We start from the raw sequence: 18825 nt of genomic DNA, 5'->3' as shown, positions 1-18825 counted from the left end.
GGGATTCTGAAATCTGATCAAATGTTAGGATTGCGTGCGAACACCTGATCAACGCATACGCACGAGATAGCTTTCATATTTAGAGTTACTAAATGTTCGCAACCACAAAACACCTGCTTGTTCCGTTATTAGTATTGTGCATAACGGGTTGCGATTCTCAAACAACTCGCCTCGAGCCTCCTCGCCTTAAGCCACTTCGGCCAGTAATCAGACACAGGGCTAAATCCGATGTCAAAGATGTGCTTTTCATTGAAGATCAAGAAAAGGTCGTATTCGTCGACAGGGAGAGATTCGCTACTTTTACAATCGATGGTGAGCTGGAAATGCGATCCAATCGAATAAGTAATCCACTTTTAAACTGGCTTCACTTTGGCTCATACTCCGGTGATGAGCGAAAGCTACTACTTGGACGAACGGACAATGGAATACTATGCTTTGACTTTGAAATAAACGAATTTGTATCAGATCCAGAATTTCAAGGAAACAACTTCTGCTACGCCATTCCGGGCACTGACGAATACATCACTCTACGCAATGATAATTGGCTAACCCGCGTCAATTATCGAACTGGTGAAGAAACTTGGTCAGTCGAAACTCGTGCAGAAACGATATTTTGTCCGCATGCTGTGACAGCTCGTACGATCGCTTTGGCTGAGTCCACCGGTAGTAGCTTTAATAGAGTAGTTATGCACAGTCTGGAGGATGGCGAAGCAACACCGACTAAATTGGAGCACGAGATATTCATACGCGGCATTGCTTTTTCGGCTGATGGTTCTTTGCTTGTGTCTACAGGTCATGACCGCTATTTGCGAGTGCTGGACATGCAAACGCAGTCAATTATTTGGGAGCAAGAAAACGATGTGGATATTGCGTTTGGAGTCGCTGTACATCCAAACAGCGACTACATAGCAGTTGGATGTATGCGAGGCTTTAAAATTTGGTCCTTAAAGGAGAAGCGTTTGGTGTCAAGTTGCAACGGTCATACACATTTTGTACGTTGTCTGAGATTTTCCCCTGACGGCGAATATTTGCTGAGCGGATCGGCTGACGAGACTGGAGCGTTGTGGAAGACGGAAGATCTTATCGGAAGGCTTGAGTACGTCAGCGATCTCACGCTTGACTAGATCGTTCTACGCGAGGAGCAACTAGAAGGGCGATCTAGGTACATCGATCGATAAGTTTGGGGATAGTCCAAGACCTGAGCTTGGAATTTTCAAGGTGATGCTTCATTCGGCTCCGGACTCATTAGACACGATAAAACTGAAGAGTCCGATTCCCAACGACAAGCTTAGTAAGAGTGGCAACCCATTCACGAATCAACTCGATAGCAGGCAGTCAGCATTGGTTAGTTCGGCAAGTGTCCTCACCAAGGTTGTCCCTTCTCCAAATCGATCCTTTATTTGCATTAATCTGATCTAGCCGATTTGAGTAGACACACAATTTCGATTCTACAGCTAACCGATTGGTGAGTTGATTCGTCGTTTACATCGGCTGGTAGTGCCGGAGTAGTGACCACGATTCCGTAGGGCGATTGAAAGACGACTAATCATTTCCAATCTGTCTGAAGGTCAGATTGATCCTCTCACTAACCGGCTCCGCCGTCTTCGGAACATCATGTTTCCAGAACTGTTGCATGGTTCCCGCCATAATGATGAGCGTGCCATTGCCCACTGAAAATAACTTCGTTTCCTTTGTGGTGTTATGTCGAATGCGAAACGTTCGTGTAGCCCCCAGGGAGATGGAACCAATCACGTCCCCCATCCCATGTTCGTTGTCGGCGTGCCAGCCAACGCTATCCGCTCCTGACCGATAACGGTTCAACAAACAGTAGTTGTATGTTCCCTGTACCGCTTCGACTTTTTGCTTGATCTCTCGTACTGTGTCGGTCCAGGGAAGAGCGACGTTCACAGAACCGGAATAGCGATAGATGATGCCATCGTCACCATAAGAGGCGGTTAGTCTCGGCTGCTTGTGCCCAAACACGCCTGGCTTCTGTTCCCACGCAGCATGATCTCGCAACTCGGCAAAGTAACGATCAGCAATGTCCGAAAGAATAAATGCATCGTCGTAGTACAGAATACCTCCATCCGTGAGTTCGATGGTTTGAGGTGAGTTCACCATGCTCGTTCCTTCTCCAAGTCGATTCCCCACTCGTCCAATACAAAACTTGGAACGACACCAAAGCTCGCACGACCATCGGCCCACTTAATGGTCTCTGGTCGTTTGGCCACGTCGGTGCAAAGTCGGCTGGGATGTGGCGTGATCCCAACTCGACCAAGATCCAGTCGATCCGAATCCCAGCAGGTCTGGATCGTCTCGTCGGGATGATCCAGTTCGTGTGTGTGTCCTTCGCAGGCTCGATAAAGGAGCGTGAACTCGTGATCATCGAGATCGAATAAATTGCCACGAAGTTCAGCGGCGAACTCGGCAGCACGGGGGCCATGTTCTGGATCGGTGAATTCGTTGATTCGGCGTGAGTCGTGGAGCACAGCGAAAAGGGAAACGACCTCGATGTTGGCACCAGTCTCTTTTGCTAAACAAAGGCCGTTTTCAAGCACTCTCGCCCAGTGAGCGACGCCGTGATTACCGCCTAGTGGCAGAGCGTAGTCTTTGAGGATTGTCTGTAGTATTGGCTTCGGGTTCATGGTCTTTTCTCGAGCGGTTTCGTATGCCAGTAGGCCCACAGAATAATGATGCCCTGCAACGGCAGTCGCAACAAGTGAATGAGCGGCGAGGCAGGATGAATCTCTTGATGCTGGAAGAGATATACGTTGGCAGGGAACACGGCAATCAACAGAGCGATGATTCCCCACGCCGAAAATTGCGAACATGATGGAAGCAATAGCAGTACACCCAGCAGAATTTCACAACCGCCGCTGACTAGAACGAGTTCTTTATGAAACGGAAGATAAGGCGGCACGATCTTGAGGAAGAACTCGGGGTTCACAAAGTGCATCGTGCCAGCCACGGTCATCAAGATCGCCAGTAGGTATTTCGAGATCAGCTTGATGCGTTTCATGCTTTGGCCTGTTTGAACGCATCGAGAAAAGTCTCAGGGGCCTGAGCACCAGACAATGTGATCGCATTGTTGATGATGAAGAATGGAACACCATCGACTTGATGCCGTCGAGATCGCTCGCCAGCTTGAGCTATGGCATTTATTCCATCATCGCTGTTCAGCATGTTGTTGGCAGCCTCCCGGTCCATTCCGGCTTCAGCAACCACTTCAATTAGAGTCTGGCGTCTTCCAATGTCCTGTCCCTCAGTGAAGTAGGCTCGGAACAGTGCCTCCACAACCGCATCCTGACAATCACTTTGACCGGCAAGCCAGATTAGCCGGTGGGCATCAACGGTGTTTGGCGTTCGTTCAGTTTTGTCGAAAGCGAAAAGAATTCCTTCGGACTCACCGACAGCAATGACTTTCGCATCCAGTTCCAGTGATCTTTCCCAGCTTCCAAATTTTCTGGTGCGATATTCGTTGCGACTGATGCCTTCTTTCGGCATCGTTGGGTTGAGTTGGAATGGATGCCAGTGGACTTGAATCTCATACTGGCCCTCAACATTGGCAATCGCCTTCTCAAGCCGTCGTTTGCCAATGTAGCACCACGGGCAGATCACATCAGAAATTACGTCAACGGTGAGATTCATCTGGCCCCCTTGTTCAATGATAAAAGTCGGTCCAGTTTAGCGTGATCGACTCAGGATTGTCTTCAACCAAGGTTTTAGGCAACTGCATTTCGAAATACCAAAACTCGGTGATCAACTCGCCAAGTCGGGAATGGTTGTTTTATGCTTTTAATCTCCTCCTGAAGATTGCCATGCTCACTTAAGTTCGATTCTATCGACATTAGTGCAGTAAGAATATAATTGCTTGTCGCAGGCAAATCTCTACAGAACGGAATCATGGACAACCTACCTCGACGAAGTCGGAACGATCAAGCGATCAAGCATCTACGCCGTGCCGACCCGATCATGAACGCGATGATTGCTGAAGTTGGTCCGTTTACTTTACGTCCTCAACGGGATCGTTTTAGAATGCTGGCTGGTTCGATCATTTCCCAGCAGATCTCCACAGGGGCCGCTCGGTCGATCAAAAAGAAACTTGATGAACTGGTCGGCTCCGATGGTCTGACACCAGCGAATCTGTCACAATATTCACCAGAAGAGCTTCGGGTTGCTGGCGTCTCGCCACAGAAGGCGAATTATCTGCTTGATCTTGCTACCAAGGTACATGAGAAGGAAATCAATCTACAGCACATTGGGAGATACTCCGACGACGCAATCATCGAGCAACTGACCATCGTGAAGGGAATCGGGAAATGGACAGCCCAGATGTTTTTAATTTTTGCTCTTGGCCGTCTTGATGTGTTTCCACATGATGATCTGGGAGTGCGTTCAGCGATTCGGAATCGGTATGGCCTCGACGAACTGCCGGACTTTAAAACAAGCACTGTCATCGCTGCAAAGTGGCGTCCATACGCATCGGTTGCAAGCTGGTATTGTTGGCGGTCCTTGGACTTTGGCAAAACCAGCTTGGCTAAAGGAAAGGGTTAGTCATCGTTGCAGATTACAGAACACACTCACCCTACAAGTTGCGGTTGGAATTCGTGGACTCAGTACGACAGATTGTACCTGGAATTACAGTCGGACCATCCGGTCAAGCGACAATAGACCCATCGATCAAGGATGTCTTGTTCGATCTCGCCATTGCTCTCGAAGAACCAACAAACCTTCCCGTCGATATCGAGCATGTTGTCGCAGCTTTAGTATTGGCAGTTCGAAATAACGAGATCGATGCGAAGAAAGACATTTCCGGAAACGATCCAGAGCTGATAAGTGCTTTGGAGGTTCATGTCAAATCAGTGTTTGCACTGTACGGCGGCAAGGTTGGCAGTGACGAATAGCAGGGTACGGGATGCACGGTGAAACATGGTTCCGAATCGCTCTGGTCGTTGTGATCCTGATCACGATGGCAATAGGCATTCCGCATCGCCTTAGAGCGGCTTCGTCCGGTGAGCACATCTCGCACAAAGAAGAAGGCTATCTCTTCGCTGTGATGCTGAGGATAGCAGGGTTGCTTCTCTGGCTCAGCACATTCGCCTACTTGATTTACCCCGCTTCCGTTGACTGGGCATTGATACCGGTTCCATCGTTGCTGCGATGGCTCGCCGTAATTGTTGCAATCGCATCAACGGCGTTGTTCTATTGGTCGCTTTCAAGCTTGGGAAAGAATCTCACTGACACCGTCGTTACGCGAAAGGACGCAGTCTTGGTGTCGCATGGTCCTTACCGCTACGTGCGTCATCCATTTTATGTGTGTGCCGCATTACTGATGGCATCCGTTACAATGCTAACAGCGAATTGGCTAATTGGAGTCAGCAGTCTGTTGGTGCTATCGTTACTTGCGATCAGAACGCCGAAGGAAGAGGAAATGCTGACCCAGCGGTTCGGTGACGACTATCGAAGGTACATTGAAACAACTGGCAAATTCATTCCTCGTTTTTGGTGACAGTGTTTCCTGTGGACTCGTTTAAGGCTACACCGAATTTTCCCAATAGATACGAGTTGGTGGATGGTGTCGCCATGCATCAAGCTAGCGAAATTAGAAATGTCTCATGGGCAATGAATAAGCAAAGATCATGAGGACATCTTTTAGGAAAGATAATCAATGACCACATCAAGAAGTGCAGCTATTCGAACGCCTGATGCCGGGCAATCCTATGGCGTTGTCGGTGACATATATCGCTTTCTCGCCACTGGCGAAGATACAGATGGGAAATATGCGATGTGGGAAGCAATCGTGCCCCCTGGAGGTGGACCACCGCCGCATGTTCACAGGCGAGAGGAAGAAGGATTCTTCGTGCTAGAAGGTGAAATCACATTCCAGGTTGGAGAAAAGCGAATCGTTGCGAGAGCAGGGACATTTGCAAACATGCCAGTCGGAACCCCGCACTCCTTCAAGAATGAGAGCGGCCAACTGGCGAAGATGATCATCACCGTTGCACCAGCAGGACTCGAGCAGATGTTCTTTGAAGTCAGTTCTCCACTAGAACAGGGAGCAATGACCGCTCCGAAGCCAACGCCTGCTGACTTTGAAAAGTTGTTGACAGCTGCCCCAAAGTACGGAATTGAAATTATGATGCCGAAGCATTGAACGAAAGCTAATCCCGTTCTCAACTTGAACAACCAATTGCTTGAGACTAGAACATGGCTCCTAATTCAGCACTTGAATCGAGAAAATGAAATGGCCAAACAACACGCAGACAAACCGCAAAACAAACCCGATACTGGTACGGAAGAAAGCAAAACCGAATCCGATGCGATTGTGAACGAGGTTGCTGCCACACCCGAAGCGATCAGTCCATTGGCTGATCGCGTTAAGAAGGAGCCTTTGCCGACTCGTCCAAAAAAGCAAAGTGCGGTTGCAACAAAAAGTGCTTCGTTGTTGCCTACCGCTTACAAACTTGAACATTTGAAAGCTGCGGTTGTTGCTGCTGGTAACGCTGAAAAGTTATTGTTAATTTTGCACCACGTCGAAGAAGCTGGCGGAAAGGCCGAAGTCACCGAAAGCATCGAAGCCTATCGAGTTCTAAAGACGGCTTTGGAGGAGTAGGAGCAGCCGTCAGAAGTCCGCCTGGGCAATCGAAATTGCGAGGATAGAAATGAAAATTTTGTCTGTCGTAGAAACTGCGATCTACGTCGATGACCTTGATGCCGCAGAAGATTTTTATGAGCGAGTCCTTGGCCTGGATGTGATTGCAAAGCAGCAAGGTCGTCACGTCTTTTTCCAAGTTGGCGATTCAAGCGTTCTGCTCGCATTCAATCCGAAGACGACAGGCATCGAAGAAGCCACACCGCATGGTGCAACTGGTCCTGGGCATTTTGCATTGGGTATCGAAATGCAATCACTCGACCATTGGCAGCAACATCTGCTGACTCATGGCGTCCTGATTGAAGCCGAGGTTGAATGGCCCCCCGGTGGAAAGTCGATTTACTTCCGTGATCCCGCAGGCAACTCGGTCGAGTTAGTCACGGCAGGCGTATGGCGATTGCCGAGTGGATGGTAGGAATGTCCAAGCAACAAATCGAAGTGGCAAGTTCGATCCAAAGCAGTTAGACGCAGAGACGGCAACTAGGAAAATGTAGCGAGGACTGCCTATTTGGTGAAAGATGAGTTGACTATGGCACAACGTAAGTCCAGCAATGACACCACCACCGATCGGGCGGTCAAGCAAATAACCGATCTTGTGGATGGCTTCTGCAAGGAGCATCTTAACGACGAGTACGCCGATCTGTGCGGAAAGCTAACTGAGAAGCTCGCTCGCAAACGACCAACCCCATTGATTAGTGGCAAACCCAATTCGTGGGCGTCTGGCATTGTCCGCACGATTGGCTGGGTGAATTTCCTTGACGACAAGTCTCGGAAACCGTACATGAAGTTGACCGCCATCGACAAAGCATTCGGCGTCGGTGAAAGCACAGGTCAAGGCAAGTCGATGTTGATCCGCAAAATGCTTCGCATTCGACCAATGGACCCAGCGTGGTCACTGCGAAGCCGGATAGACGAGAACCCGGTGACCTGGATGATCCAGATCAATGGCTTTTTGGTTGACGCCCGATTTATGCAGTCTGAAATTCAAGAAGAAGCACTACGCAAAGGGTTGATCCCGTACATCCCGAAACGACCGCAATCGTTGAATGATGACGACGAGAGCAACTTGGAATAAGACGGCGTCAATAATGCTTTCCGCACCTGACTCAGCAGACACGATAAAACTGAAGAGCCCGATTCAGAAAAAGAAGCTCAGAGATACGCCGCCAGCGAAAAACTTCGGTTGGCCAAGACCACTGGGATCTGGATTGATCGACTGAAGCATGAGTCTCAAGTCTCATGAGACTAGAGACAACCGCTACCACGGAAGCAGAGATATAGCTATGTGATCGAATCGGCACTCGATCTGTGACATGTCGACGAGCTCTCGGTCAATCTTGAGCATTCGAGCTGCAGCAAGTTCTCTTAGAATTTTGGTAAATTCATCCATCGTAAACCTAACTTCGATGCCTGAATCCAGGCCACGAATGAAAATCATGTGTGTGTCAATGAACATATTTCTTGTTAACTTTCCGATCTAATAAAATTGATAGTTTCTTCTCAAGCAGCACGCGATAAGCGTTGAGTGTTCTCGGCACGAGGTTATTCGTATCGGTCGAGGAAAATTTCGTAGAAGCCTTGGAAAAATCACTGTACGACGATTGGCCGTGGTCTGTAGGTCGCCTCTAGAGTACAGCGATCGTGGTAACGCACCACGAAGCCCCTGCTGCCTCTTTTCGAAAAAGAGTTTAGGCGTGAAACCAAATTTTTGTAAACAAAAAAATGCGAACTATTGTGAATTTGTTCTCATGGACTGTCTTTTGTTTTAGTCTCATTACGCGTTGAGACTTGAGACGTATATGAAAATGCAATATCCAAAGATGTGAATAAGATCAGGTTAGCTTTAGATTGCATTCCATTCGAAGGAAAAGACTCGAGACTTACCCAATGAAAAACCGCGAAGAAGGTGCACCAAATTGCGAACCAAGATGATGCTGAATTTTACTGTCTAATCATGTCTAACTGAAAAAGAAGATCGGCTCTTGTGCAATTAAAAAATTGCCCTTCGGCGACTCGTTAGTTGTCAAATGCAACTCCGAACAATTCAGAAATGGTTGGTTTCAAGCATATTATTAATCCAACCATTTAGCTTGCTTGACCTCAAGCACTTGGTCTTTTTCGATTCGAACTAAACCGATAAAACCATGTCCATGCGATTCTAGATCTCGCAAAAACAGTTGAGTTTCCGATCTTTCAAGGTAATAATTTTCTTGTTTAGTCTTGATCTGAAAAATAACCATGTTGTTGATTCCTGAAATAATGGGGCAATATATGTATGCGAAACTCACTTTAAAATTAATTCTTTCGAAAAGAAATTCGGAAGTTTAGGTGGTAAATTTGGACTTCGTTTTCTGACTGAGCTAGTCAATCGCTTCATTGGTGCTGCAACAAAGCTGCTCGCCCCGAAGGGGCAATCAGCTAAACGGCAGCTTCAAGAAGAATGCAGAGGAACCAGTTATCTATGGGGTTTCGAGCTAATGGTCCGCAGGATTGGTAAGTCTACTGGCTAGCGAAGCTGCCAGTACCGGAGGTGGCAACGCCACCGAGGACCCCGTAAGCTAGAGTTGATATCGAGTGAAAAGCAGTAACTAAGAGGTAACTGGCTCTTTACCTGTTTATTACTAATTCCTCGGACTGGCGTCCTGCGGTATCGCACGTCCACGACGGGCGATAGACTTTCTTTTACTAATTCTTTTCTATTTCCTTACTCTTCTTTAATGTACGGAAATATCGATCAATATCCGGCAAATCTGCATCAAGAATCTGCAAATTTGAGTCAATCGTGAGAGAAATCTGATCAGCGATGTTGTCACTCCACTGCAACAAGTAGTCAACCAAAAGAAATTCTTGATCAATTTTCAGAAAATTGTTGTCAGCGACGGTGAAATATTTAGCCGCTCTCCTATCCTAATTTTGTCCATTTCAACCATAGGAGATAAACTCATGAATGATTTTCAGTACACGCTTCTTTTCACTTCAACGGAAGAATTCGCTCAGCATGTCGTGAAAAGCGGCTACAAAAACATACTCGCAGCGAGATTTGTCTATTCTTATCTCGCCTACCGCACAAAATTTAGTCGGAAAAGCAGCATGCGAGAAATTAGCCGCAAGCTTGATTATTCAACGGCTACCGTCGCAAAAGCGTTGAAATCGCTTGGCAGTTTAGCAACAAAAGTCAACGGAAAATGGCTCGCCAATGAAAGTCCAAATGGCTTTTTCGTTACAAGAAAGAGTCATAAGCCAATTGATCACTGGTCGCAGAAATTTGCATACTCGAAGATTTATTTACCACTAAAGAATGCGAAAATTGAATATCCGAAACTGAGCGTGAAATTCGGAATTAACCACGCAATTATTTTTGGCTTCATATTTAATAAGCGAAGGAAAACTCCGGGAGCACGTTTCACAATTTCCGGTATCTCGAAAATCTATGGGCTTTCGGCAAAGACCGTCGCGAATATTCTCCACGATCTCAACTTTAGTGGTTTAATTCGGCGGATAGATTATGGTCTCAGAATGGAATTAATCGTCGAAGAGTCCGCAAAACTCGATCGATTTTTTGCACTAAAGAAGTCCGTAGATCAAACGGTTGGCGTTGAATATCTTCCAACGGAACGAAACCCGATTACCAGAAAGCCTAAGCAGCCGATTATTTCGCACCTTGGGTATGGCGAGGTTGATGTTTTTGGCCTGAAGATTGTCGAATAATACTTGCATTGTTTGTAATCAAAACGCCAGTCCATGACTGGCGTGATTAGCCTTTTATTTTGCATCAGTCTAGGATCTAGACAGTCCTCAGACATGTTCCAGACGCGTCTCAGTCGATCAGTCGGCAGCACCACAGGGGAGCTGCTCGAATTGGCTTACACTGATTTTGAGCTTAAGCCCCTGAACCAGACCAATGCTGTTAATCCGGTTATAGCCGAAACCGTCTGCCCGAGAATTTCCTAGCTCGCTTGCTCGTGCTTTAGCACAAAATGGTCATCGTCACCTACCTCAAATTCTACTGAGATGTAGTCGTCATCGGTTTCGTATAGACGGATCGACCCGGTCGTGCCACCATCGTCAAATAAAAAACAATAACCTTGGAAGAATGGCAATCCTGTCTCTTCCTTGATTTCGTTGATTTCGTCGTCCGAAAACTCGTGAAGGTAATCGTCCGAGCAAATGAACCAGTTGTTTGGTCCATCCGGTAATTTCGTGAAGTTGGTAGAATCTGGGCTGGAGGAAATCAGCCATGCAAGACAAAGAATTGTACCAACACATCCTTGGACTCAACAATCCTTGGTTTGTTCAAGAAGTCGTTCTGGATCAAGTAGCCAAAGAGATTGTCGTTCGAGTAAACCACCCAGATCAAGCAACATTCTCATGCTCGCAGTGTGCTCACACTGGCGCATGCTATGATCATGCCGAAGAGCGACGCTGGCGGCATTTGGATTCGTGTCAATTTAAAACAATCCTTGTGGCACGTGTTCCGCGCGTCCAATGTCCCACGCATGGTATCAAGAATGTCGCGGTGCCTTGGGCAGAAAAGCATAGCCGGTTCACCTTGCTCTTCGAACGTTTGGCAATCGACGTGCTGCGAGCAACGCAAACGGTCAAAGGAGCCATGAACATCTTAGACATTAAATGGGACCAAGCCTGGAACATCCTGCAGCGTGCTGTCGAGCGTGGCCAAGCTCGCAAGCAAGCCAAACCAATCCCGCACGTTGGTATCGACGAAAAAGCTTTTCGCAAAGGTCATAGCTATGTGACCATGCTCTACGATCTGCAAAACAGTACGGTCGAAGCTATAAGTGAAGGGCATGATGTCGAGAGTGCAAAAGCCTGTTTTTCTCAGCTTTCTGAGGATCAAATCGCTTCAGTACAAGCGATCGCTATGGATATGAGCCCGAGCTTTGTGCGAGCCACCAAAGAAACAATTCCCCTTGCTGAAGAGAAGATCGTGCATGATCGATTTCATGTGATGCAGTTAGCGAATAAGGCGGTTGATAAGGTGCGTCGGCAAGAGCATCGCTCGTTGCTGTCGTTGGGAGATGATCGTCTTAGCAAGACAAAATACTTGTGGCTCAAAGGCGAAGAGAGTTTGAGCGAAGCACAAAGCGAAACGTTCGCCTCGATTTATCATGGTACGATGCAAACAGCGAAAGCTTGGTGCTCCAAAGAAATTCTTCGAGGACTTTGGGACCAGTGCGATGCGAGCACAGCGACGCAGTATTTTAACAAGTGGTATCGCAGCGTGATCCATACGAAACTTGAGCCGATGAAGTCCGTAGCCCGGACGATCAAAGAGCGACTGGGCAACGTAGTCAGTTACTGTACGCATCGGATCACGAACGCAGTGGCCGAAGGGATGAACAGTAAGATCATGTCGATCAAAAGGCGAGTAGGCGGGTATCGCAACGTAGAGAACTTCAAGATTGCAGTTTACTTCCACTGCGGCGGATTAGATCTCTACCCACGATAATCCCGGATGGACCAGTTGTTTTCGATCGTCATCTTAGCAATTTTTATGAGGACGCTTCGCAGTGGTTCATCGATTTGATCGCAGCAATTGCAATTCTCACGAGTCTCTCCATCATTGAGAAATTGTTGTTTCCTGGCATTGATACCAGTCTCGGTTTTGCTAACAACCAAGGCTAGCGTTTCGCCGTGTCTATCGAAGCAGAACATTGAATCGTCGTGCGTGTTGTTTACTACGGTGAATCTGCCTTGCTCGGTGAGCCTAAACAGCAGGCCCTCAAGCTGGCAAGCGGTAATCTTTTCTAGATCTACTAACATCTGGATACTCCTAACATTTGAATTTGGTACCGCGAAGTGCAGTACTCAACGTCAATGAAAGGCGTCGAAAAAAATTTTCCAAGGGCATTTGGAGCCGAAATTTGGAAAGATTTCCAAAAAAGTTTGAGACTTGGCAATTCAAATTCAGCGGTTTAGGCGAGTCGCGTTTAGTCACTAAATCTCGAGGCCATCGCGTGGACTAACGTGTGTTCATCCGAAGACGCTCGCGAGCAGTCGAAGGCTATTGGAAAAGGTATCTCGGTAGCATTGCCGTATAGTGGACGCAAATCGGTAGTCAACAGCGGCGTCCATTCGGCGGTTCGAGCTGGCCAGACATGCCACCTGTCAGACAGGCACTGTCGGCAAAGTATTTGACCAGAGAGTTGATTGATGATTCACTGATGAAATCGCCGCTAGTCACTAAACATTGTCGACTCACTAGTACGTTTGCAGCTGCTTTTGAAGCTGAGACTTAGTCAGCCCTCAGTCATATCTCAGACGATTCTCAGGCGTTAATTCAGCAGCACCACAGGGGAGCTGCTCAACAGAACTTACATCATCTACAAGCTACATTGGTCACTAGATTCAGACGGCAGCAAACTGACTAAATCGCGAGTGAGTCGAGAAACGGTTTGAATGCCGGTCTCAATGACTGGATTGCCGCGGCAAGCTGCTCATACCGCCGATCGGAATATCGATCAATCATTTCCGAAACGGTGGAGTTCTCATCTGGCACCACTCTTGCGTTTGCCAGATCTGCAATTTCTTTCCCGAATTCAGGCCGGAGGCTGACGGGCAATATCTTCCTCAGCTTGATCATGGTGTGGCGGGGAAAACCCGGATATTCGTCCGAGATCTTTACGACAACGCCTTTGCGTTTATCTTTTTCGGTTGGCAGTTTCTGAAACCATTTTGCAAATGTTTGATGCGGATGTCGTGCTGTATCCTTGTACCAACTATTTCCCTTGTCACTGACGACCAGTCTTTGCACCCCTAGCTTTTGGCATCTCTCGATCGCCCACTGCACCACGGGGACTACCTCCGGCCAAAGCGACCATTCGCCATATTCCCCGGTCTTTGGACGGCTAAAAATAATGAATGGACCAGGTACATTGGTATCAGGATGAGTAAGGAAGAAATCACCAATCTCAACACGACCGCACTCTGCAGGTTGCATTCCACAGTTCACTGACAAGGCAAGAATCAATTTCCCAACATTGTTGACTCGTGACGCAATTATCCCCAGTTCTTCTGGACTATAAACTGAGTTCCTCACTCGTCGCGTGCGGGCTGCATGATTCTTTTCTGAAGTGAATTTTTGAGGAGTGCGTTTTATCTTGCTTGCTCCTTTTGGCATCTCCCATTTCCACTGCGGAGTAGAATCCAACCAGTCCAATACCTTCCATAAACTGCTAATCCTCTTCTTAGCAGTGACGTACGAGATTGGCTCATCCGACTTTTCTTTCTTCGGTCTTCGCTGCCAATAGGCATTCAACTCTTTCATTTTTTGTAAATCCAACTCCCAGACTGGAAAGTCTTCGTGGTGCTTCTTTAGACGCTCTACATCACCAATGCAGTTTCTGGCGTCTTGCGTCAGCCCACCGTTTTCGAGCGTTGGAGCAGTTTCGCGGAAATCCTTCACGTATTGTGTTATGGCTTGATGGAAAGTCCGGATCTCGAGCTTCTCTGGTGCATCAGGAAGCTTTACAATCTGATCAAACATGTCGGCCGGAATCATACTTCGCGTTTGAAGCTTAGGAAGGAGCTCCTTAATTCCATCGCTTATCATTTGTTGAAGAAGCGTTTTGGTGAACGACTGGGCATCGGCCATCGTCTTTTCCTGGTCCAAGATCTCCAGATCTATTCCAGCCTCCTTAAATGCTGCAAAAAACGTGTATTCCTCGTAGGCCTGACCGGGATTTCTTTCTGCGGACTCTGTAAATCTAAAGATTTTCCGGCCACTACTAGCGATCTCCTTGGCGATATGAAGTACGCAGAATCGATTCCAATTCTTACGCTTGAACAGAACGCATTGTTGTTCATAGAGATCTCGAATCGCAGCCAAACGCTTAAGGGCTTCGTTTTTACTTATGTCGTCCTTATGCCCTAGGTTAAATCGATGCTCTCCGACATAGGGTCGATAGTAGCCATTGGGATCTGGGTCTGGGAGTCCGCACTTGTAAGTCCGCTTCATTTTACGCATCTCAAATCTGACAAATCTGCCTGGGAAATCTGACAACAAATCTGACAGCAGACAAAACGATTATCGCTGCCGGTCAGACTAGGTTAGGCGTCATATTGAAAAAGACAACGAAATCGAAGGCTCGTTGAAGAAAGAAAGCCGCAGAGCGGCGGCTTATTAAAGAATCGTAATGGAGGATAGGGGACTTGAACCCCTGACCTCTTGCATGCCATGCAAGCGCTCTCCCAACTGAGCTAATCCCCCGGCAGTTCTGGCAAGACACGTAGGCCGTCCCAGAGAGGCAGCGAAGTTACCCTCCTAACGTCAGAATGTCAAGCTCTTGAAATTCCTCCTCTGCATCAATAATCACCTAAATCCCCACCGTTTCACACAAGGCGTACCACTTCCGAAAGGCATCAAAAGTCTCGATTTCTTGCTGCTCCGATGCCTCAAATCCAACCTCGCTGATCATAATCGTCTCCCCCAATACCACTAAATCTTCAAGTCTCAGATCTGTCGACGATTCGCTAGCACTAAATTGAGGGGCGATTTGCTGCATCGCTTGGTGCACGGCCCAAATCGCAGCTCTTTCCGGCGATGCACTGTTGATGATTCGGCTCAAATTTCCACTCTGTACGTAATATTTTGCCATTGCCTGGTTCTCCTAGAGCTAGCGAAAAAGAAACGGTCGTTCCGTCCAACACCATCTCTATCGCATCCTGATTTGACACGTTTGGTCACGCGAATCACGACTGAGCTCGCTTTTAAGAAAAATTTTGCTCCATCTTCTGCCAACCCCCGGGGCAGCACACAACCCTAAACCAAGAAGGAGTCCAAACCGTCTGCGATTCGCCTATAATGACAACCTGCGGGACCGTCGCCGCAGAACCATCCACGGCGTCCGCCGCCCCGACTGCTAACACACTTGCCAAATTCCCTTCCTAACCAAACTCCAAGCCATGTCCCAATACAGCATCGTTCCCAACGAAACCGAATTGAAAAACCTCGAACGAGATTTACGCTTCCACGAAGCGAACAATCCTGCTCCGAAGACGCTGACGCCCGAACAAATTCAGCATTACAACCGTGATGGCTACATCGCCCCCATCCGCATCTTCTCTGACCAGGAAATCTCGGACATTCGTTCGTACTTCGACGACTTGCTTGAAAGAGTGATTGCTAGCGGCGGAAACAGCTACTCGATCTCATCAGCACACTTGCGTTATGGGCCGGTCTTTGATTTGTTGACAAATGATCGGATCGTAGATTGCGTCAGCGATTTGCTTGGTGAGAACGTTATTGGCTGGGGTTCGCACTTCTTTTGCAAAATGCCGCATGATGGTAAAGCGGTCGCGTGGCATCAAGACGCGAGCTACTGGCCGCTGTCCCCTTCCAAAGCCGTTACGGTCTGGCTTGCGATTGACGATGCCGATCAAGAGAACGCATGCGTAAAATTCATCGCGGGCTCCCAGAAGTCCGGACACCTAACTTATCGTCCCAGCGATGATGCTGATCACAACGTGCTGACGCAAAGCATCGATAATGCGGAACAGTATGGCGAAGTTGTCTACGATATTCTTAATGCGGGCGAGATCTCTATTCACAACGATCTGCTGCTGCACGGTTCCGAAGCAAACCATTCGGCGCGGCGACGTTGCGGTCTGACGCTTCGTTATTGTTCTGCCGACGTTCATGCAGCCATGCGATGGAACGAAAAAGGCGTCCACGTCCGCGGCGTCGATCCGAGCGGCCACTGGTTCAATAATACTCGGCCGGCCGACATTTAGGCGAATGCTGGCTGTTTCGCTTGTCTTGGTTCTGGCGGATGTAGCGTTAATTCGTCAAGAAACGGTTGCAGCGATGCCGATGACAGAAATAGGAACGAGCGTTTTTGTATTGCTATCAGAAACGCCGTGGCCTTGACCAAGCTCTGAATTCGGCTCGTGGAGACATCGGAATGTTCCGTAAAAAACTGTTCGTCGCAGCTCTCGCCGCCGCTGTTTTGCCAACGTTCGTTTCCGCGGCTAGCGCGCAGCAACCTCAAGCATATGGAACCGCGTGGGGCGGATCCAATGTATCACGCGACTACAATCGCTTTATGCATTACCCCTACGTCTACTATCCGCAAAACTATTACGGTAACCAATACTACCGAAGTGCGGATAGCATGTACTATCGCTATCCACCCGAGATGCAAATTCCGGTTTACAACAAGAAGTGGCACAACTACTACCCAACCGGTCAACGCTACCATTGGGGACATCACTTCATCACGGACGTGTTCTAAGCCGTCCTTGAGCATGCAGGAAACAATAACGCGAGGGAACCACCTTCGCGTTTTTTTATAGCCCGATCGCTTTGTCGGCAATTATCGGCAGATTCTCAACCATCGCCAGTCTTAGGTGTCTTCTGCTCGCCAAGCATGCTAAACTTTGCGTTCGCATCTTGTATCCGTTGTCCACACCCGCTGCGAAAGTTGAATCTGAAGTGACTCCACCATCATCGAAACAAAAGCTGACGCGTTTCGCTTCAATCTGTTTAGCCGTTTTAGTGAGCTTCATATGGTCCATCGGCCCCAATCATGCCCAGGAGCTTGCCACCGAGCCAACGACGACGCAAGAGACGCTGCCCGTAGAAGATAACGTTGCGTCACCTAAAGGACTCGACGAGCGGATTGACGCTGCGTTTGCGCCCATCGCCGGATGGTGGGAAGGCTTGGTTTTTACATCAATGCCAATTGGAAACGGCAAGAGTGTCCCAATTGTCTTGGTGATTTTGGTGGCTGGAGCACTCCTGTTCACGATCGCGTTTGGCTTTATCAACGTTCGACTATTGCCATTCGCGGTGCGAGTCGTATGCGGCAAGTACGATGCGATTGAGAAGTCGAACGCTGTCGCAGTCGTCCCTGAAGACCTTAATGTCGTAGATGGCGACATTGTCGACACGATTCGCAACGAACACGAATCAGGTGAAGTCTCTCATTTCCAAGCGCTTGCCACAGCGGTCTCTGGCACCGTCGGCCTGGGAAATATCTCAGGTGTTGCAGTGGCCGTCGCGGTCGGCGGACCTGGAGCCACATTCTGGATGATCGTATGTGGCTTGCTTGGCATGTCGACCAAGTTTGTCGAGTGTACGTTGGGTGTTAAGTATCGCGACATTGAGGCCGATGGCACGGTTCATGGCGGTCCAATGTACTATCTTAGCAAAGGTCTTGCTGACTTGGGCTTGGCGCCTCTTGGTAAATTTCTCGCGATCGTGTTTGCCATCCTTTGCATCGGAGCCTCGTTCGGTGGCGGAAATGCTTTCCAATCCAATCAAGCCACGCAGCAAATCATCACGATCTTCGGATTTGACAATGATGCAGCCGGTACAACGATCGGATTAGTACTGGCTGTTATCGTTGGCATCGTCATCATCGGAGGCATCAAGCGTATCGCGAAAGTTACCGAGAAGATTGTTCCCTTGATGGCGTTGATCTACATGTTTGCAGCGCTCATCATTATCTTGGCGAATGTCCAACATCTCGGCGCCGCCATTTCAGCGATTGTTAGTGGCGCCTTTGCACCCGAGGCTGGAATTGGTGGCATAATTGGCGTTATCATCGTCGGTTTCCAACGCGCGGCCTTTTCGAATGAAGCCGGGGCAGGGTCCGCAGCCATAGCTCACTCAGCAGTAAAAACAAAATACCCGGCATCAGAAGGGGTCGTCGCGCTGCTCGAACCTTTCATCGACACTGTTGTCATCTGCACGATGACAGCGCTTGTGATTGTGCTCTACAACATCAACGGAAGTTTTGCATATGGTGATGTGGTAAATAACTCAGTACTAATCGATGGACAACGCATTGGTGGAGTCGATTTGACGTCAAAGGCCTTTGATAGTGTACTGCCCGGCTTTCGTTACATGCTGACGATCGCGATTGTACTCTTCGCCGTATCGACGATGATCTCATGGAGCTACTACGGTTTACAGTCCTGGAAATATGTCTTCGGTCGCAGCAAAGCATCGGACCTGAGTTACAAACTGATTTACTGTGCTTTTATCATCATAGGCGCGGCCGCCACCCTGGATTCTGTCATTAGGTTTTCTGACGCCATGATCCTGGCATTAGTATTCCCGAACATGCTCGGCTTGGTGCTTCTCTTTGGAAAAGTCCGTAGCGAATTGAGTCGCTACTTGAACGCTGTCCGTGCAGGTTAGCCGGGCAACT

25 protein-coding genes and 1 tRNA gene are annotated in these 18825 nt (G+C 48.3%); 13 read left to right on the top strand and 13 right to left on the bottom strand.

The genetic code is table 11. The features are described 5' to 3' along the window. Positions 1–323 precede the first annotated feature (323 nt). Positions 324–1124: a WD40 repeat domain-containing protein gene (locus SH451x_RS01650; RefSeq protein WP_479360555.1), complete on the top strand. Its 801-nt coding sequence runs from the start codon at positions 324–326 to the stop codon at positions 1122–1124. A 418-nt stretch (positions 1125–1542) separates the two neighbouring features. Here SH451x_RS01650 and SH451x_RS01645 read toward each other — a convergent pair whose 3' ends face one another. Genes SH451x_RS01645 through SH451x_RS01630 form a run of 4 tightly spaced genes read right to left on the bottom strand, consistent with a single transcriptional unit; the run spans position 1543 to position 3648 of the window. Continuing rightward, entirely contained in the window at positions 1543–2121 is a 579-nt protein-coding gene (locus SH451x_RS01645; protein ID WP_479360554.1) for an alpha-ketoglutarate-dependent dioxygenase AlkB family protein, read from the bottom strand. Continuing rightward, positions 2115–2645, bottom strand: coding sequence for an HD domain-containing protein (locus SH451x_RS01640; RefSeq protein WP_479360553.1), 531 nt, complete (start codon positions 2643–2645; stop codon positions 2115–2117). The genes SH451x_RS01645 and SH451x_RS01640 overlap by 7 nt, the downstream gene beginning before the upstream one ends. Then, positions 2642–3019, bottom strand: coding sequence for a DoxX family protein (locus SH451x_RS01635; protein WP_479360551.1), 378 nt, complete (start codon positions 3017–3019; stop codon positions 2642–2644). The genes SH451x_RS01640 and SH451x_RS01635 overlap by 4 nt, the downstream gene beginning before the upstream one ends. Beyond that, positions 3016–3648, bottom strand: coding sequence for a DsbA family oxidoreductase (locus tag SH451x_RS01630; protein WP_479360550.1), 633 nt, complete (start codon positions 3646–3648; stop codon positions 3016–3018). The genes SH451x_RS01635 and SH451x_RS01630 overlap by 4 nt, the downstream gene beginning before the upstream one ends. Before the next feature lie 255 nt (positions 3649–3903). Between SH451x_RS01630 and SH451x_RS01625 the strand changes: the two genes are divergently transcribed. The 7 genes from SH451x_RS01625 (at position 3904) to SH451x_RS01595 (ending at position 7727) form a co-directional block, all read left to right on the top strand. Beyond that, positions 3904–4554, top strand: a complete 651-nt coding sequence (locus tag SH451x_RS01625) for a DNA-3-methyladenine glycosylase family protein (protein WP_479360549.1) — start codon at positions 3904–3906, stop codon at positions 4552–4554. 53 nt (positions 4555–4607) lie between these two features. Further along, positions 4608–4904 carry a hypothetical protein gene (locus tag SH451x_RS01620; protein WP_479360548.1) on the top strand — a complete coding sequence of 99 codons (297 nt, stop codon included), beginning with the start codon at positions 4608–4610 and terminating at the stop codon, positions 4902–4904. An 11-nt stretch (positions 4905–4915) separates the two neighbouring features. Beyond that, complete coding sequence (locus SH451x_RS01615; protein ID WP_479360547.1) at positions 4916–5509, top strand: isoprenylcysteine carboxylmethyltransferase family protein; 594 nt, start codon at positions 4916–4918, stop codon at positions 5507–5509. A 159-nt stretch (positions 5510–5668) separates the two neighbouring features. Then, a complete protein-coding gene (locus SH451x_RS01610) occupies positions 5669–6154 on the top strand; it encodes a cupin domain-containing protein (protein WP_479360546.1) in 486 nt (161 codons plus the stop codon). 90 nt (positions 6155–6244) lie between these two features. Beyond that, positions 6245–6613, top strand: a complete 369-nt coding sequence (locus tag SH451x_RS01605; protein ID WP_479360545.1) for a hypothetical protein — start codon at positions 6245–6247, stop codon at positions 6611–6613. 49 nt (positions 6614–6662) lie between these two features. Beyond that, entirely contained in the window at positions 6663–7067 is a 405-nt protein-coding gene (locus SH451x_RS01600) for a VOC family protein (RefSeq protein WP_479360544.1), read from the top strand. A 114-nt stretch (positions 7068–7181) separates the two neighbouring features. Beyond that, the gene (locus SH451x_RS01595; RefSeq protein ID WP_479360543.1) at positions 7182–7727 is read left to right on the top strand and encodes a DUF6398 domain-containing protein; all 546 of its coding nucleotides are present in this window, start codon (positions 7182–7184) and stop codon (positions 7725–7727) included. Positions 7728–7910: 183 nt separating this feature from the next. Here SH451x_RS01595 and SH451x_RS01590 read toward each other — a convergent pair whose 3' ends face one another. The 3 genes from SH451x_RS01590 to SH451x_RS01580 all read right to left on the bottom strand — a co-directional run bounded on the left by SH451x_RS01590 (position 7911) and on the right by SH451x_RS01580 (position 9490). Continuing rightward, complete coding sequence (locus SH451x_RS01590; RefSeq protein ID WP_479360542.1) at positions 7911–8108, bottom strand: hypothetical protein; 198 nt, start codon at positions 8106–8108, stop codon at positions 7911–7913. Positions 8109–8724: 616 nt separating this feature from the next. Beyond that, positions 8725–8892, bottom strand: coding sequence for a hypothetical protein (locus SH451x_RS01585; RefSeq protein WP_479360541.1), 168 nt, complete (start codon positions 8890–8892; stop codon positions 8725–8727). Positions 8893–9337: 445 nt separating this feature from the next. Further along, on the bottom strand, positions 9338–9490 hold the full coding sequence (locus SH451x_RS01580) for a hypothetical protein (protein WP_479360540.1): 153 nt from the start codon (positions 9488–9490) through the stop codon (positions 9338–9340). Positions 9491–9595: 105 nt separating this feature from the next. Between SH451x_RS01580 and SH451x_RS01575 the strand changes: the two genes are divergently transcribed. Next, positions 9596–10360 carry a hypothetical protein gene (locus tag SH451x_RS01575; RefSeq protein ID WP_479360539.1) on the top strand — a complete coding sequence of 255 codons (765 nt, stop codon included), beginning with the start codon at positions 9596–9598 and terminating at the stop codon, positions 10358–10360. A gap of 239 nt (positions 10361–10599) precedes the next feature. On the opposite strand, the gene SH451x_RS01570 is transcribed toward SH451x_RS01575, so the two are convergent. Beyond that, positions 10600–10752, bottom strand: coding sequence for a hypothetical protein (locus tag SH451x_RS01570; protein WP_479360538.1), 153 nt, complete (start codon positions 10750–10752; stop codon positions 10600–10602). A 137-nt stretch (positions 10753–10889) separates the two neighbouring features. On the opposite strand from SH451x_RS01570, the gene SH451x_RS01565 reads away from it, so the two are divergent. After that, positions 10890–12119, top strand: a complete 1230-nt coding sequence (locus SH451x_RS01565) for an ISL3 family transposase (RefSeq protein ID WP_479360537.1) — start codon at positions 10890–10892, stop codon at positions 12117–12119. On the opposite strand, the gene SH451x_RS01560 is transcribed toward SH451x_RS01565, so the two are convergent. The 4 genes from SH451x_RS01560 to SH451x_RS01545 form a co-directional block, all read right to left on the bottom strand. Continuing rightward, positions 12107–12433: a hypothetical protein gene (locus SH451x_RS01560; RefSeq protein ID WP_479360536.1), complete on the bottom strand. Its 327-nt coding sequence runs from the start codon at positions 12431–12433 to the stop codon at positions 12107–12109. The two genes, SH451x_RS01565 and SH451x_RS01560, sit on opposite strands and share 13 nt — an antisense overlap. A 604-nt stretch (positions 12434–13037) precedes the next feature. Further along, positions 13038–14627, bottom strand: a complete 1590-nt coding sequence (locus SH451x_RS01555) for a hypothetical protein (RefSeq protein WP_479360535.1) — start codon at positions 14625–14627, stop codon at positions 13038–13040. A 179-nt stretch (positions 14628–14806) separates the two neighbouring features. After that, positions 14807–14879, bottom strand: a tRNA-Ala gene (locus SH451x_RS01550). A gap of 106 nt (positions 14880–14985) precedes the next feature. Continuing rightward, positions 14986–15267, bottom strand: coding sequence for a hypothetical protein (locus tag SH451x_RS01545; protein ID WP_479360534.1), 282 nt, complete (start codon positions 15265–15267; stop codon positions 14986–14988). 307 nt (positions 15268–15574) lie between these two features. Between SH451x_RS01545 and SH451x_RS01540 the strand changes: the two genes are divergently transcribed. Beyond that, positions 15575–16402, top strand: coding sequence for a phytanoyl-CoA dioxygenase family protein (locus tag SH451x_RS01540; protein ID WP_479360533.1), 828 nt, complete (start codon positions 15575–15577; stop codon positions 16400–16402). A gap of 170 nt (positions 16403–16572) precedes the next feature. Then, positions 16573–16902: a calmodulin-binding protein gene (locus SH451x_RS01535; RefSeq protein ID WP_479360532.1), complete on the top strand. Its 330-nt coding sequence runs from the start codon at positions 16573–16575 to the stop codon at positions 16900–16902. A gap of 55 nt (positions 16903–16957) precedes the next feature. Here the strand turns inward: SH451x_RS01535 and SH451x_RS01530 are convergent, their stop codons facing one another. Next, the gene (locus SH451x_RS01530) at positions 16958–17176 is read right to left on the bottom strand and encodes a hypothetical protein (RefSeq protein WP_479360531.1); all 219 of its coding nucleotides are present in this window, start codon (positions 17174–17176) and stop codon (positions 16958–16960) included. Between SH451x_RS01530 and SH451x_RS01525 the strand changes: the two genes are divergently transcribed. Further along, positions 17166–18815 carry an alanine/glycine:cation symporter family protein gene (locus SH451x_RS01525; protein WP_479360530.1) on the top strand — a complete coding sequence of 550 codons (1650 nt, stop codon included), beginning with the start codon at positions 17166–17168 and terminating at the stop codon, positions 18813–18815. The genes SH451x_RS01530 and SH451x_RS01525 overlap by 11 nt on opposite strands. The last annotated feature ends 10 nt before the right edge of the window (positions 18816–18825 follow it).

Source organism: Njordella aestuarii (assembly GCF_056494165.1).
The sequence above is the reverse complement of the archived record's forward strand: the minus strand, read 5'-3'. Positions and strand labels throughout refer to the sequence as shown.